The 15,198-nt window shown below is 70.2% G+C and carries 15 protein-coding genes; 9 read left to right on the forward strand and 6 right to left on the reverse strand.

What is annotated here, in order from left to right:
* Positions 1 to 119: 119 nt before the first annotated feature.
* The 8 genes from QF046_RS04715 (at position 120) to aqpZ (ending at position 8,633) form a co-directional block, all read left to right on the forward strand.
* Positions 120 to 1,595, forward strand: a complete 1,476-nt coding sequence (locus QF046_RS04715) for a hypothetical protein (RefSeq protein ID WP_307366732.1) — start codon at positions 120 to 122, stop codon at positions 1,593 to 1,595.
* Positions 1,592 to 2,245 carry a DUF4129 domain-containing protein gene (locus QF046_RS04720; RefSeq protein ID WP_307366735.1) on the forward strand — a complete coding sequence of 218 codons (654 nt, stop codon included), beginning with the start codon at positions 1,592 to 1,594 and terminating at the stop codon, positions 2,243 to 2,245. Before QF046_RS04715 ends, QF046_RS04720 begins: the two co-directional genes overlap by 4 nt.
* A complete protein-coding gene (locus QF046_RS04725; RefSeq protein WP_307366737.1) occupies positions 2,242 to 3,465 on the forward strand; it encodes a DUF4350 domain-containing protein in 1,224 nt (407 codons plus the stop codon). Before QF046_RS04720 ends, QF046_RS04725 begins: the two co-directional genes overlap by 4 nt.
* Positions 3,466 to 3,518: 53 nt before the next feature.
* A complete protein-coding gene (locus QF046_RS04730; protein ID WP_307372714.1) occupies positions 3,519 to 4,442 on the forward strand; it encodes a MoxR family ATPase in 924 nt (307 codons plus the stop codon).
* 468 nt (positions 4,443 to 4,910) lie between these two features.
* Positions 4,911 to 5,768: a DUF58 domain-containing protein gene (locus QF046_RS04735; protein WP_307366739.1), complete on the forward strand. Its 858-nt coding sequence runs from the start codon at positions 4,911 to 4,913 to the stop codon at positions 5,766 to 5,768.
* A 67-nt stretch (positions 5,769 to 5,835) separates the two neighbouring features.
* A complete protein-coding gene (locus QF046_RS04740) occupies positions 5,836 to 6,264 on the forward strand; it encodes a Fur family transcriptional regulator (RefSeq protein ID WP_307366741.1) in 429 nt (142 codons plus the stop codon).
* On the forward strand, positions 6,265 to 7,764 hold the full coding sequence (locus QF046_RS04745) for a catalase (RefSeq protein ID WP_307366743.1): 1,500 nt from the start codon (positions 6,265 to 6,267) through the stop codon (positions 7,762 to 7,764).
* Positions 7,765 to 7,865: 101 nt separating this feature from the next.
* Positions 7,866 to 8,633, forward strand: coding sequence for an aquaporin Z (gene aqpZ / locus QF046_RS04750; RefSeq protein WP_307366745.1), 768 nt, complete (start codon positions 7,866 to 7,868; stop codon positions 8,631 to 8,633).
* A 34-nt stretch (positions 8,634 to 8,667) separates the two neighbouring features.
* Here aqpZ and QF046_RS04755 read toward each other — a convergent pair whose 3' ends face one another.
* From QF046_RS04755 to QF046_RS04765, 3 genes are read right to left on the reverse strand one after another with little or no spacing between them, the layout of a single operon-like run.
* Positions 8,668 to 9,657 (reverse strand): stage II sporulation protein M, encoded by a 990-nt coding sequence (locus tag QF046_RS04755; protein WP_307366748.1) that lies wholly within the window; start codon positions 9,655 to 9,657, stop codon positions 8,668 to 8,670.
* A gap of 42 nt (positions 9,658 to 9,699) precedes the next feature.
* Positions 9,700 to 10,608 (reverse strand): transposase, encoded by a 909-nt coding sequence (locus QF046_RS04760; RefSeq protein WP_307366750.1) that lies wholly within the window; start codon positions 10,606 to 10,608, stop codon positions 9,700 to 9,702.
* Positions 10,605 to 11,300 (reverse strand): SOS response-associated peptidase, encoded by a 696-nt coding sequence (locus tag QF046_RS04765; protein ID WP_307366752.1) that lies wholly within the window; start codon positions 11,298 to 11,300, stop codon positions 10,605 to 10,607. The genes QF046_RS04760 and QF046_RS04765 overlap by 4 nt, the downstream gene beginning before the upstream one ends.
* Positions 11,301 to 11,375: 75 nt before the next feature.
* Between QF046_RS04765 and QF046_RS04770 the strand changes: the two genes are divergently transcribed.
* Positions 11,376 to 12,185, forward strand: coding sequence for an RDD family protein (locus tag QF046_RS04770; protein ID WP_307366754.1), 810 nt, complete (start codon positions 11,376 to 11,378; stop codon positions 12,183 to 12,185).
* Between the two features lie 16 nt (positions 12,186 to 12,201).
* Here the strand turns inward: QF046_RS04770 and QF046_RS04775 are convergent, their stop codons facing one another.
* From QF046_RS04775 to QF046_RS04785, 3 genes are read right to left on the reverse strand one after another with little or no spacing between them, the layout of a single operon-like run.
* Positions 12,202 to 13,416: an ABC transporter permease gene (locus QF046_RS04775; protein WP_307366756.1), complete on the reverse strand. Its 1,215-nt coding sequence runs from the start codon at positions 13,414 to 13,416 to the stop codon at positions 12,202 to 12,204.
* On the reverse strand, positions 13,413 to 14,168 hold the full coding sequence (locus QF046_RS04780) for an ABC transporter ATP-binding protein (protein WP_307366758.1): 756 nt from the start codon (positions 14,166 to 14,168) through the stop codon (positions 13,413 to 13,415). Before QF046_RS04780 ends, QF046_RS04775 begins: the two co-directional genes overlap by 4 nt.
* Positions 14,165 to 15,094, reverse strand: a complete 930-nt coding sequence (locus QF046_RS04785) for an efflux RND transporter periplasmic adaptor subunit (RefSeq protein ID WP_307366760.1) — start codon at positions 15,092 to 15,094, stop codon at positions 14,165 to 14,167. The genes QF046_RS04780 and QF046_RS04785 overlap by 4 nt, the downstream gene beginning before the upstream one ends.
* Positions 15,095 to 15,198: the final 104 nt, after the last annotated feature.

A 15,198-nucleotide genomic window follows, 5' to 3' on the forward strand; every position in this document is an offset into this window, starting at 1 on the left:
GCGCCCGCAACTCGGATCAGCCTACTTGACATTGGCCGACTCGAGCCGGAGATCGCCGCGTGCCGTTGCGGGGCGGCCTTTATGACACGATGGGAGAGCACAGCGGAGGGAGTGCCGAGATGAGCGGACAGACATGGACGCCCGCCCCGAAGAAGGGGGTGTTCCCCCTGCATCCGATGACCTTCGGGACCATCCTCGGACGCGCCTTCGCCGCGCTGCGCCACAACCCGAAGGTGCTGTTCGGGTTCGCCGTCCTGGTGCAGTTCGCAGCCGGGACCGTGACCGCGGGCGTGCTGCTGCTGGTGGGCTGGTTCATCGCGGCGCGGATCGCTTCGGTGCCCACATACTCACCCGACTACGAAGCCATCGTCGCCGGGTCGGTCGCGCTCGGAATCGTCGCGGCGATTCTCGTCGCCCTCGCCACCGTCGCGTTCGTCTCGGTCATCCAGGGGCTCGTGGCCGCCGACGTGTCCTACGCGGCCCTCTCGCAGAAGGCGCCGCTGAAGCTGCTGTGGCGGCGCGTGAAGCCCGCTTTCTGGCGGCTTTTCGCCTACTCGCTGCTGCAGAGCCTGGCCGCCCTGCTCTGGATCGCTCTGATGTTCGGTGTGGTCTTCGGGATCCTGTCGACGGGCGGGTTCGACTCGGCCTCATCCATCGCACTCGCCGTGGGCATCGGCCTGCTGCTGGTCCTCGGCAGCATTCCGCTCTACATCTGGCTGACCACCAAGCTGCTCATCGTGCCGTCTGTCCTCGTCCTGGAGCACGCGCCGCTGCGCACTGCTCTGGTGCGCTCGTGGCGGCTGATCCGCGGTCGGTTCTGGGTCGCGTTCGGCGTGACCGTCGTCATCGGACTCGTCATGGGCTTCGCCGTGCAGGTCGTCGCCTTCCCGGCGTCGATCGTCTCGTCGCTGCTGACCGGGGTGATCGCACCCACCGGCGGCGAGGACGTGTCGGCGTGGATCGGCGTGATCATCGCGAACATCGCCCCGCAGGTGCTGGTGCTGGCCGTGCAGGCCATCGCCATCGTCGTGCAGGGCACCGGTGCCACGCTCATCTACCTCGACAGCCGGATGCGGTACGAGGGGCTCGATCAGGCTCTGGTCAAGCACGTCGAACTCGTGTCGCAGGGCGCGTCTTCGGATCAGCTCGACGATCCCTACAGCGTCGATCCCGCACGTGCGGTCTCGAAACAGCCGCCGATCGTGCAGACGCCGGTGCAGCCCGCGTACCCGGCCTACGGATATCCGATGCAGCCCGGCTACCCGGCACAGCCGGGATACCCGCCGCAACCCGGATACCCGACCTCGGGCGGCTACGCCGCACCCACCGCACAGCCCGGGTACACCGCACAGCCCGGCTACCCCGCACAACCCGGGTACCCGCCGCAACCCGGGTACCCGCCGCAACCCGGCTACCCGGCACAGCCCGCAACGAACGGCTATACCGCTCCCCCGCCGCCCGCCGCGCCCCAGGCCGCGACGCCCCCGTCGAACCCTGAGCAGAACTCCGCAAGCCCGTCCGATCAGTCGCAGGCTCCCGCGGTCATGCCGCCATCGTCCACGAGCCCGTGGGCGGCCCCCGGCTCCGACGCATGATCGCCTTGCCCCTCGACGTCCTCATCCCCGAAGGGGATGAGGCCAGACGCTGGGCGGAGCAGGAGCTCGCCAAGCAGGAGTATCAGGCCGCGAAGCCCACCTGGTTCGACGATCTCATCTCGGGAATCGTGACCTGGTTCTTCGGTCTGTTCACGGAGCGCGGGGCGGGTGGCCTGGCCCCCGTGGCCGTGACGGTGATCGTCATCGTCATCGTCGCCGCGCTGATGGTCGCCCTGCTGGTGTGGGGCCGGCCGCGCGCATCGCAGACCGTGCGCCGTCGTCGTGATCTGCTCGGCGAGCGCGATGACCGCACCGCAGCGCAGCTGAGGGCCGAGGCCGAGCGCCGGGCGCGCGAGCAGGACTGGGACGAAGCCGTCGTGTTGAGGTACCGCGCTCTCGCGCGCGACCTGATGGAACGCGACCTCATCGACCCTGCCCCCGGGGCCACCGCCCAGGGCATCGCCCGCGAGGCATCCACTCCCTTCCCCGCGTTCGGCGAGCACCTGCACAGCGCAGCCACGGCCTTCGACGCGGTCAGGTACCTGCGCACTGCGGCGAGCGAGGCGGACTACCGCACGCTGGCGGCGACGGATGACGATGTGCGTGCCGCCCAGCCGGCGGTCCCGGCCGTCGAGGCGGTGCCGGCATGAGCATCGTCGACGCCCCGGTCTCCGCAGCCGTCGTCCCCGACGGCGACTCCGCGGTCCCCTCCACCGCCGCGCCGCACCTGCCGGGCCGCGGCCGACGGGTGCTGGGCTGGGTCTTCGTCATCGCACTGCTGCTGGGAATCGGACTGCTGTCGATGCGCTTCGTCGCCGCCTCTCCCGATCTGACCGGCACGCTGAATCCGGAGAGCCCGGGTCCCGGTGGCGCGAAGGCGCTCGCCGAACTGGTGCGCGATCAGGGCGTGGACATCGAGGTGACGCGCAGCCGTCTCTCCGCGGCCGACGCTCTGGACGCCGATGCCACGCTCGTGCTGACCGATCCCTACGCGCTGACCGATGAGGCCGCCACAACCCTGATGGAGAGCGCCGATCGAGTCGTGCTGCTCACCAGCAGCGCCCGGATGCTGCGGCTCCTCGACCTCGGCGAGGATGCACCGGCCGAGAGCGGAGCCGTCGACGCGCAATGCGCGCTGCCCGAGTTCGCCCGAGTCGGGAGCATCGACGCCGAGCGGATGTTCATGTCCGCCACGGGCGTCGAGGGCTGCTTCCGGGAGCCCTCCGGCGCGTCCGCCGTGTTGCGCGCGGATGTCGACGGCCGCACGATCACTCTCGTCGAAGGCGCGCATCTGCTCGCCAACGACGCTCTTGCCGAGAACGGGAACGCGGCGCTCGGGCTCGCGCTGCTCGCTCAGCAGGACCGCGTGGTCTGGTACGTGCCGACCTTCGCCGACAGCGACATCTCCTCCGGTGGCGGTGCGAGCATCGCGGATCTCACCCCCGGGTGGATCAGCCCCGCCATTCTGCTGCTCCTGATCGCCGCGATCGCCGCGATCGTGTGGCGCGGACGCCGCTTCGGCCCGCTCGTCGCCGAGTCCCTTCCGGTGACCGTACGTGCGGCAGAGACCATGCAGGGCCGCGCACGGCTGACGGCGAAGGCCGCAGATGCCCCGCATGCCGCGGCCGTCATCCGCACGGGCACTCTCACCCGCCTCGCCGCACGCCTCGCCCTCAGCCCGCGCGCATCCGTGCCGGAGATCGCGGATGCGGCATCCGATCGACTCCGGGTGCCACGAACCTCCCTGTACGACCTGCTCGGCGGCCCGCCGCCGCAGAGCGACAACGAGCTGATCGAGCTCGCACGCCGTCTCGCCGAACTGGAGACGGCCGTCGATGACGCCGTCCGCACCGAAAGGAACCGCCCGTGAGCGACGAGCCCACTGCCCCCACCGCGCCCGACGACGACGCGCTGCGTCAGGCGATGCACCGCGTCCGCACCGAGGTCGACAAGGCGGTGATCGGGCAGGCCGGTACCGTCACCGGACTGCTGGTCGCTCTGCTCGCCCGCGGCCACGTGCTGCTGGAGGGCGTGCCCGGCGTCGCCAAGACGCTGGTGGTGCGCAGCTTCGCCCGGGCGATCGGTCTGGACACCAAGCGGGTGCAGTTCACCCCCGACCTGATGCCAGGTGACGTGACCGGCTCGCTCGTCTACGACGCGCGCACCGGCGAGTTCGAGTTCCGCGCGGGCCCCGTGTTCACCAACATCCTGCTCGCCGACGAGATCAACCGCACGCCCCCGAAGACCCAGGCGGCACTGCTGGAGGCCATGGAGGAGCGTCAGGTGTCGGCCGACGGTCTGAGTCGTCCGCTGCCGGATCCCTTCCTCGTGGCCGCCACGCAGAACCCCGTCGAGCACGAGGGCACCTACACGCTGCCCGAGGCGCAGCTGGACCGCTTCCTCATGAAGCTCGTGGTCGGCATGCCCGAGCGCGACGCCGAGGTCGCCGTTCTGAGGCTGCACGCCGGAGGATTCTCGCCGCGTCTGCTGACCGGTGTGCAGGCTGTGGTCAGCGCGGACGAGATCCGCGCCGCGCAGGATGCCGCGGCGCGGGTGCAGGTGACCGACGATGTTCTGGGCTATGTCGTCGACCTCGCCCGCGCCACCCGCCTGTCGCCGTCGGTGGAGCTGGGAGCGAGCCCCCGCGCATCGACCGCGCTGCTGGCCGCCGCCAAGGCATGGGCCTGGCTGAACGCGTCCTCTGCCGTCACCCCCGATCACGTGCAGACCATGCTCATGCCCGTCTGGCGGCACCGGCTGTCCCTGCGCCCCGACGCGCAGATGGAGGGCGTGTCGCCGGATGCCGTGCTGCAGTCGGTCGTGCAGCAGACCCGAGTTCCCATCTGAGATGAGTTCGATCTGACATGTTCCTGACCGCTCTGCCTGCCCTGCTGCTCGCGCTGGGCGTCGTGCCGATCGCGCTGCTCGGCGCGCTCGGCTGGTCGGCGTGGGCGGTGCTGGCCGGATGGCTGCTGCTGTGCGCGCTCCTCGTTGCGCTCGACGTGCTTCTCGCGGCGAGCCCCCGGCACGTCGTCGTGACGCGTCGGGTGCCCGCGCGGGCACGTCTGGGCGAGCCCGTGATGACGAGCGTCGCCGTGCAGAACACCGGTTCGCGCGCACTGCGCGGCTGGCTGCGCGACGCCTGGCAGCCCACTGCCGGCGCGCCGCTGGCGCGCGAGCAGATCAGCATCCCTCCCGGCGAGCGCCGTCGTCTGCAGGTGCCTCTGCTCCCCCGCCGCCGCGGCGAGCTCTCCAGCGACTTCGTCGTGATCCGCTCCCGTGGCCCGCTCGGGCTCGCCGGCCGCCAGGGGCGCCATGATGTGCGCGGTGCGCTGCGGGTGCTGCCGGCATTCACCTCCCGCAAGCATCTGCCGTCCCGCCTGGCCACGGCTGCGCGAGCTGGATGGGAACACCTCCATCCAGGTCCGCGGGCAGGGCACGGAGTTCGACTCGCTGCGCGAGTACGTGCGCGGCGACGACATCCGCTCGATCGACTGGCGCGCCACCGCGCGCGCCGGAACGACCATGCTGCGCACCTGGCGTCCCGAGCGCGACAGGCAGGTCGTGATCATCGTCGATACGGGCCGCACCTCGGCGGCGCGCGTGGGCGACAGCACGCGTCTGGACGCGTCGCTGGAGGCCGCGCTGCTGCTGGCCGCCCTCGCCTCGCGCGCCGGCGACCACGTGCACCTGCTGATGTACGACCGCGTCACCCGCGCCCGGGTCAGTGGCGTCGACGGTGCGGCGCTTCTTCCCGCGCTGACGGATGCCATGGCCCCCGTGCACGCCAGGCTGGTCGACACCGACTGGGCGGGAGCCTTCGCCGCCGTGCGCACACTGACGACGCGCCCCTCGCTGATCGTCGTGCTGACGGCGCAGGACGCCGCGGAGTCCGCACGGGGCTTTCTGGGTGCGTTCCCCGATGCCTCCCGCGCGACGACGCTGCTGGTGGGCTCCGCCACCGATGACTCGATCGTGCAGCTCGCCCGTCGCCGCGACTCCCGTATCGACGTCTATCTGGCGGCCGCAGCCGAGCAGACCATCAGCGACGCGCAGGTGGTGGCGGATGCGGTGCGCCGTGCCGGCGGCGAGGCGATCGCCACGGATCCCGACTCTCTTCCTCCGCGCATCGCAGACCGCTATCTGGAGCTCAAGGCGGCCGGGCGTCTGTGAACGGGGTCCGATCCTCCGGAACCGATCCTTATTATGAATCATTCAGAACAACGGCTAGACTGAGGGCATGTCCACGACCGCGACTCCTGAGCGCCTCCGCGCGGCAGGACTGCGTGTGACGCTGCAGCGGGTGGCCGTGCTCGAGGCCCTGCAGACCCGGCCGCACGCCTCCGCCGAGACGGTCCATTCGCTGCTGCGCGAGCACCGCAGCAGTGTCGCACTGCCCACCGTGCACGGCATCCTGGGCGACCTGACCGGTGCGGGCATCGTCCGCCGCGTGAGCCTGCCGGATGCCGGCAGCGCCCTCTACGAGGTGCAGCAGGAGTTCGACAACCACCACCACCTGCAGTGCGTGGACTGCGGGCGGGTCGAGGATGTCGCCTGCGCCGTCGGCTCGGCACCCTGTCTGCATCCGGACCAAGACCATGGCATGCGCATCCTCGAAGCCACTGTGACCTACCGAGCCATCTGTTCCGATTGTGAAAGGAAGAAGTGAATGACTGACAAGAGCTTCACGACCACCCAGACCGGCACGCCCGTCGCCAGCGACGCGCACTCGCTGACCGGCGGTCCCGACGGCACCACAGCTCTGCACGACCGCTATCTGGTCGAGAAGCTCGCCTCGTTCAACCGCGAGCGCGTGCCGGAGCGCAACCCGCACGCCAAGGGAGGCGGCGCATTCGGCGAGTTCGTCGTCACCGAGGACGTCTCGCAGTACACCCGCGCGGCCGCCTTCCAGCCCGGCGCCAGGAGCGAGACGCTGCTGCGTTTCTCGTCCGTCGCCGGCGAGCAGGGCTCCCCCGACACGTGGCGTGACGTGCGCGGCTTCTCGCTGCGCTTCTACACGACCGAGGGCAACCTCGACATCGTCGGCAACAACACCCCGACGTTCTTCCTGCGCGACGGCATCAAGTTCCCCGACTTCATCCATTCGCAGAAGCGTCTGACCGGCTCCGCGCTGCGCGACGCCGACATGCAGTGGGACTTCTGGACGCTCTCGCCCGAGTCCGCCCACCAGGTCACCTATGTGATGGGCGACCGCGGCCTGCCGCGCTCGTGGCGCCACATGAACGGGTACGGCTCGCACACCTACCAGTGGGTCAACGCCGCGGGTGAGCGCTTCTGGGTGCAGTACCACTTCCTCACCCAGCAGGGTGTGGAGCCGATGTTCGCCGACGAGGCCGAGCGCATCGCCGGTCAGGATGCCGACTACTACCGTCGCGACCTGTACGAGTCGATCGACAAGGGCGAGTTCCCGGCATGGGACGTCTACGTGCAGGTCATGCCGTACGACGAGGCCAAGGACTACCGCTTCAACCCGTTCGACCTGACCAAGATCTGGTCGAAGAAGGACTACCCGCGGATCAAGGTCGGCACGTTCACGCTGAACCGCAACCCGCAGAACTTCTTCGCCGAGATCGAGCAGGCCGCGTTCTCGCCGGGGAACCAGGTTCCAGGCACGGGCATCTCGCCGGACAAGATGCTCATGGCGCGCGTCTTCTCGTACCCGGACGCCCAGCGCTACCGCATCGGCACGAACTACAACCAGCTGCCGGTCAACCAGCCGCACGCCGCCCACACGAGCAACTACATGCACGAGGGCAACATGCAGTACCACTACAACACCGCCGAGCACCGGGTGTACACGCCCAACTCGTACGGTGTCGCCGGTGGGCCGCAGGCCGACCCGCAGCGCGGTGTCGAGGCGAGCTGGGAGTCGGACGGCGCACTGATCCGCAGCGCTGCCACCCTGCACTCCGAGGACGATGACTTCGGTCAGGCGCGCACACTCATCAACGACGTGTTCACCGCCGAGGAGCGCCAGCGCTTCATCGAGACCCTCGCCGGTCAGTACGATGCGCTGACCGTCCCCGCCATCCAGGAGCGCTTCTTCTGGTACTGGGGCCAGGTGGACCCGAAGGTCGCGGAGGACGTCCGCGATGCGGTCGCCACGGGCGCCGCGAACGACGAGGAGCCGGTGGGCGTCGGCGAGTGATCGACTGATTCCCTGCGCGGCGTCGGATGCTTCGGCATCCGACGCCGCTATCGTTCGCAGTGAATTCGATCGCCCCGATCGAACGGACGAGAGGGAATCTCATGAGCGATTCAGCCACAACAGCACCTCCGACTTTGGGCGCGAAGCTCGCCGCCGAGGGGTTCGGAACGTTTCTGCTGGTCTTCGGCGGCGTCGGCACCGCAGTGTTCGCCTCCAACCATTTCACCGACCCGGGCGCGGGCTCGGCCGTCTACGTCGCCGTCGCCCTCGCGTTCGGCCTGACCGTGCTGGTGGGCGTGTACGCGTTCGGCCCGCTGTCCGGCGGCCATTTCAACCCGGCGGTGACGCTGGGTGCCGCGGCGGCGGGGCGCATCGCGTGGCGCGACGTCCTGCCGTACATCATCGCGCAGGTCGTCGGCGGTGTCGTCGCCTCCACCGCGCTGACCCTGATCGGGCTGTTCGGTCCGGAAGGCTGGCTGACCACGGCGCAGGACGCCGGCTTCGCCTCGAACGGCTGGGGCTCGCACTCCCCAGGCGGGTTCGGGATGATGGCGGCGATCATCATCGAGGTCATCCTGACCGGGTTCTTCCTGCTGGTCATCCTCGGCTCGACGCATCCGACTCGCGGCGGCGCGCACGCCGGCATCGCCATCGGCCTGTCGCTGACGCTGATCCACCTGATCGCCATCCCGGTCGACAACACCTCCGTGAACCCCGCGCGCTCGCTCGCGGCCGCGATCTACGGCGGGTCCGAGGCGCTGGGACAGCTGTGGGTGTTCATCGTCTTCCCCGCCGTAGGCGCGCTGCTGGCCGGCTACGCCTACCGGGCGCTCTTCGACGGCACGGCGAAGAGCCCCTCGAAGGCCTGATCGAGATCAGCCGACGCTCACCGCAGGATCATCCTCATCCGGCGGTGAGCGTCGGCGTTCCGGCCTCGTACTCCAGGAGGTCGCCGGTCTCCCCGCGTCGCGCCGCGCGGCGGCCGATCACGAGCATGTAGAACAGGAAGACGCCCAGCGCGAGGGCGCCGATGCCGATCTTCACGGCCCACGGCAGCCCGGAGCCGGTGACGAACCCCTCCACCAGCCCCGAGAGCAGCAGCGCGAAGACGAGGCCGATCGCGACGGTCGCCAACGCCCGCCCGCCCGCGGCCAGGGATTCTCCTCGCGTGCGCCGTCCGGGCACCGCCCAGGCCCAGAAGATGTGCAGCCCGGCCGCAGCGGCGACGAAGACCGAGGTCAGCTCGAGCAGGCCGTGCGGCAGGATGTGCAGGATCATCACATCGAGGCTGTCGTGGGCGGCCATCACGGCGGTCGACACACCCAGGCTGACGGAGTTCTGAACGAGCATCCAGACCGGCCACAGACCGGTGACGCCGAACAGCACGCACTGCAGGGCGATCCAGGCATTGTTCGACCAGACCAGCCCCGCGAACGACGCCATCGGCCCGTAGTAGTCGACGAAGTCCTCCTCCGCGTACTGCTTGAGCACCTCCGGCGTGCCCAGGGCGGCGATGCGCGCGGGCTCGGCCGTGATCCACGCCGCGGTGATCACCATGACGAGGACGAAGGCGACCGCGATCACCGCTGTGGTCCAGCGGATGCGGTACAGCGCGGCCGGCAGCTGCAGCGTGAAGAAGCGCGCGGTCTGAGCGAGGATGTTGTCCCCCGCGCCCGTGAAACGCAGGCGCGCGGCCGCGAGGATCGTGGACAGATACGCGCCCTGCGGCGAATCGCCGACCGAGGTCTTCAACTCGGCGAGATCGGCGGATGCCGCCCGGTACCGGACGATGAGCTCATCCACCTCGGATCCGCTCAGGCGGCGCTGACGGCTCAGGGCGTCGAGCCGCTCCCACTCGGGGCGGCGTGCGTCGGTGAGGGCATCGGCATCCACCTGAAACACTGTACGGGCAACCTCCCGCGGCTGCGAGTCGCGTCAGGAGGTCCCGCTGCCGGGCCCATCGCCGGGCTCGGCCCCGGACGGGCCGCGCGTGCGCTGCGGATGCTCCCGCGCCGCGCGGGCGTCCGCCAGGGCCCGCTCGGCGCCGTCCACCCGATCCGCGGCGGCCGCCAGCCGCTCCGGCAGGTCACCGAGGGCGGCGGCGGCCCGTTCGGCGTCAGCACGCACGCGGGCGAGCTCTGCCTCCAGGTCGACGATCTGCTCGCCGAGGCGATCGGCGCGGCTCGTGGCGTCGCGCTGATCTCGCGCGAGCTCGTCGTGCTCGCGCTGGGCGCGGGCCAGCTCCTGCTCGGCGGCACGCACTGCGCGCTCGGCATCCCGTCGCTCGCGGCGCTCCGTGACCTCATCGACCCTGCGCGGGGCGGGACTCGGGCTCGCCGGAGGACCGCCGGCGACGGTCGCCTCGAGATCGAGCGGGGACTGCCCGGCCGGCTCGAGTTCACGGATGAGACGCCCGGAGGCGACGGCCGCCGCAGCATCGGGATCGAAGAACGCGGCCGACAGTGTCTGCCGCACGGCTTCAACGGTGGACTCGGTCACCCGCTCGCCCCGGTCCTCGGCCAGGGATGCCGCCTCGCGGGCCAGCTGGCTCGTCAGTGCGCGCCGCTGCTGACCGAGCTTCGCCAGCGCCGGCGCGTCCAGGTCGGCCTGCGCCTCGCGCAGCTCCTCGGCCAGCTGCAGCGCCTGCGCCAGCCGATCGGCCCGCTCCTGCGCGAAGACATTCACGACCCAGGCGGCGACGGACGGTCTGCGCAGCACCCGGACCCGCTCCGCCAGTCCGCGATCCGCGAGTCCCTTCGCGCGCGCAGTGCGCTCGGCGATGAACTCGCTCGGCTTCGCCGTGTACAGCTCGGCGGCGATCCGGGTCAGCTCGTCGGCCATCATGCCGCCGGTTCGATCACCGACGGATCTGCGGGGTCCACGGTCCGGGAGTTGTTGACCTTCCGGTCCACGACATGCTGCGTCACGGTGGCTGCGACGTCGGCGGATGCGGCGTCCAGGAGAGCCAGCATCCCCTCACGTCCACCCCGGTCGAGCTTCGCCGGCTCGAGCCATTCGTCCGCGGCATCGGGCGTGAGGAACGCGGGCATCCTGTCGTGCACCTCACCGCCGGCGTCGCGCGCCTCCCTGGTGACGACCACGAAGCAGCGCGTGTGCTCGCCGGTCGGCAGATCCATCGACCAGGTGAGCCCGGCCGCGGCGAGCAGCCCGCCGCCGTGCAGGAAGTGCGGCGTCTTGTCGCCCTTCTGGCCTGTCCACTCGAAGTACCCGCGCATCGGGACGACGCAGCGGGCGGCGGTGAACGGCGGGGCCCAGAATCCGGTGTCGAGCTTTTCGATCCGCGCGTTGATGATCGGCGGGCCCTTGGGTCGGCTGACCGGCTTCTGCCAATCCCACCGGGCGAGCTCGAGGAACCGGCCCTCGCCGCGGTCGCGGACGATCACCGCATCATCCGTGGGCGCGATCGAATAGGAGCCGTGGAACTCGCGCCACCAGTCCTCGGGCCTGCCGCCGTCGATGACGAACTGCCGGATCAGATCATCGGTCGTGGCATCCATCGCGAATCGTCCGCACATGCCCGTGAGCATACGCGGGGACACCGACGTCCACCGCGACCCCTGATCCGCTCCGGCACCTGATTTACTGGAGTCATGTCGAGCGCGATCACCGATGAACAGGAGATCCTCTCCGGCGAGGCCGTCGCGATCGACGTGCAGCCGGTGGGGTTCATCCTCCGGGCCGCGGGCGCCTTCATCGACATGCTGATCGGCTTCGCCGTCTTCGTCGCGTTCATCCTGCTGCAGATCTGGCTGCTGAGTCAGGGGCTGCTCGACGCGCACACGATGCCGATGCTCAGCATCTGGGCTTCCGTGCTGAGCTTCCTCGTGCTGCCGATCACCATCGAGACCGCGATGCGCGGCCGCAGCGTCGGCAAGCTCGCCGTGGGCGGACGGGTCGTGCGCATCGACGGCGGGGCGATCACGTTCCGGCACACCTTCATCCGCGCGCTCATCGGTGTCCTGGAGATCTACATGACCTTCGGCGGCGGCGCCGTCATCACCGGCGCCCTCACCGCGCGGTCGCAGCGTCTGGGAGACCTCGTCGCCGGCACCTACTCGCAGCGGGTGCGCACTCCCGCCCTTCCGCGGCACACACCGTATCTGCCGCCGTCGCTGGCCGAGTGGGCCCGGGTGGCCGATGTGGCGCGCCTGCCCGACCGGCTCGCGCGCCGGGTCTCGCAGTTCCTGTCGTCCGCCGAGCAGCTCTCCCCCGCGGCACGTGTCCGCATCGCGCACGAGCTCGCCGGTGAGGTGGGCGAGTTCGTGTCCCCGCTGCCGCAGGTGGCCCCGGAGGACCTGCTGCGCGGGGTGACGGCCCTGCGCCGTCAGCGCGAGCAGCGCGCGCTCGTCCTCGCCGACGACCGCGCGGAGCGGCTCACCGGCCGGCGCGTGCGCATCTGATCCTCGATGCGTCGCGTCAGAACCTGATCGCGTCGATCACCTTCACCCGCAGCGCCACCAGCGCCGGCACGAAGCCGGACAGCGCGCCCACGACGACAGCGGCGACGAGGCCGGTGACGGCCGCACGCATCGGGAACGGGGGCACGTCCTGCAGCTGCATGTTCAGCAGGTCCCCCGCCATCACCCAGCGCAGCGCGGCGACCGTCAGCGCGATGCCGATGATGCCCGCCACCGTGGTGGCGACCAGACTCTCCAGGAGGACGGTGGTGAACACGCGCCCGGCCGTGGCGCCGAACGCCCGCCGCACACCGATCTCACGCACTCGCTGGCGCATCGCCACCAGCTGGATGTTGATCAGGCTCAGAGCGCCGAGTCCCAGGATCAGGGCCGCGATGCCGGTCATGATCAGCTCTTGGATCCGCATGCCCTCGGCGTACCCGGGCTGCGCCGCGAAGTCCGCGCGTGAGACGTTCACGACCTGTCCGGCGGGGAGCCCCGCGCGCAGGTCCATCGCGAGCACAGGTCCGATCTCGGCTGCGCTGTGCTCGGAGACCCAGACGTCCCAGTGCACGGAGGTCTCGTCGGGAAGTCGGTCGACGCGCGCCGCGTACGCATCGAAGAGCAGGTCGATGCGCACCTCCTCGTCGTGCTGCCACTGCTTGGGCCTCACTCCGACGATCTGGTAGGTGCCGCCGGCCTCGCCTCGCAGCCGGAGTGTCGGATGCTGTGCCACCGGTACGCGTCCCAGCCGGTCCCACAGCGGTTCGCTGATGATCACCGGCGGGGCCAGCGCCTCGACATCCGTCGGGAGGAACTCGCGGCCCTCGATGAGCTTCTCCCGATGGATCAGCGCGAAGGACGGATCCAGAAGCCGCGCCGAGGTCTGACGTGCGCCGTCGGGCGCATCGACCAGGACCTGCAGTCCATCCGCGACACGGGAGACCTGCGTGAAGCCGTATCGTTCGGCGACTCTGTCGAACCGCTCCTGGAACTGCGCGGCGTCGACAGGCCCGCCGTCCGCGGCGCTCGCGTACACCTGGATCGTCGCCGCGCGCCCGCCGTAGCGGTCGGACTGCTCGATCTGGTTCTGGAACTGATACTCCGATAGGGCGACCACCGCAGTCAGCGCCCCGACCGACACAGCGATGCCGATCAGGCTGAGCAGCACGCGCATCCTGTGCACGCGGATCTCCGCCCACGCATCTGCGAGCGCCCCGAGGATGGCGGTCATCGTGTCTCCTCCGGAACGGATGCGGAGAGCGAGGCATCCTGCAGGGTGGACGCCTCGAAGGCGCGCTGCAGGTTCGCGGGGGTCAGCACGCCGGCATCCAGCCGATAGTGCCGCCGAGCGCGCGCCGCCACATGCAGGTCGTGGGTGATCGTCACCAGCGCGGCATCCGTCTCGGTCGCCACCTCATCCAGCAGCGCCATCACGGTCGCTCCCGTGTCGATGTCCAGCGCTCCGGTCGGCTCGTCGGCGAGGATCAGCACCGGCCGGCGCACCAGCGCGCGGGCGATCGCCACACGCTGCTGCTCGCCGCCCGAGAGCCGGTCCGCGACCTGCTCGACGCGATGCCCGAGCCCGACCCGCTCCAGCATGTCCGCGGCGATGCTGCGGCGCTTCCAGAACAGCCGCCCTTTCGCATGCCCCAGCGGCATCATCACGTTGTCGAGCGCCGTGCGTCCCGGCAGCAGGTTGAACTGCTGGAACACGAACCCGACGTTCGCACCGCGCAGCCGATCCAGCGCGCCCGCGCGCATCTTCCGCACCTCACGACCCTCGAAGGCGACGGAGCCCGCGCTCGGGGTGTCGAGCATGCCGAGGATGTTCAGCAGCGTGGATTTGCCCGATCCGGAACGGCCCACGATGGAGACGTGGTCGCCGGCGCTCACCTCGAGATCGACATCCCTCAGGATCTCGAGCATCGAGTCGTCGGGCAGCCGCACGCTCTTGGCCACGCCCTGCAGGGCGACCAGACTCACCAGCTCGTCCCCGTCTCGCACATCTGGCCACCGCTGCCGTCGTCCCAGCAGTTCTCCTCCACGGGGGCGGCGAATCCGGGCACGTACTGCCGGATCTGATCGCCTTCCGCCAGCCCCTCCAGGATCTCCACGGTCTCACCGTCGTTCACGCCGAGCTTCACGGTGCGCTTCTCGGGCTCCGCACCGTCACCGGCATCCGCCCACACCACCCCGCTGCCGGCGCCGCCCTGCACGGCGGTCACCGGGATCACCAGCGCATCGTCGACCTTGCCGAGAGCGAGATCCAGCTTCGCGGGGAGCCCGGCGAAAACGGTCTGGTCGATGGGGACGCCACAGCGCACACTGGCCGTGCCTTCATCCGAGACCTGCACGCGCACTCCGGTGCACACGAACGGTGCCGGGCCTCCGGTGATCGTCACGGTCGCCTCATCCGGTGCATTCACCAGTCGGTAGAGCTGTGCCGGCTGCACCGTGGCCCGCACGTGATAGCGCGACGGCAGGAGCGTGAGCACCTCGCCGCCGACGCTGGACTGCTGCCCTTTCACGAGCGCGAGCGCACTGACGTCGCCCGCCTCGGGCGCGACGATGTCGATGCTCTTGACGGGCTGATCCTGCTTGACGGTGAAGAGCACCTGTCCCTTCGTGACGCTCGCGCCCTCGGCGACATGCACCTTCGTGACGACACCATTGATCTCACTGCGAACCGCATAGCTCTCATCACGGGCGATGGTGCCTTCCAGTGACAGCTCGTTGACCACGGTTCCCCGTTCGACGGGGACCACCGGATCGGAGACGCTCGCGCCCGGTACCGGGGGCGCGGCCTCGGCGACATCCGGGAAGAACGCGAGTTTCACCAGCGCGGCGGCGGCCGCAGCGAGCACGAGGACGAAGACCACAGGGAGGATCACACGGCGCCAGACGAGCACGGTTGCCTTTCCGAGGACAGCCGCCCTGGCTCCCCCGCACTCAGGCTAGGGGAGAGTCATCCCGGAGCGGATCAGGGGTTCCCCCGATCCGTCGGTGTGTTTCC

The sequence above is a fragment of the Microbacterium sp. W4I4 genome, from assembly GCF_030816235.1.
GTDB lineage: Bacteria > Actinomycetota > Actinomycetes > Actinomycetales > Microbacteriaceae > Microbacterium.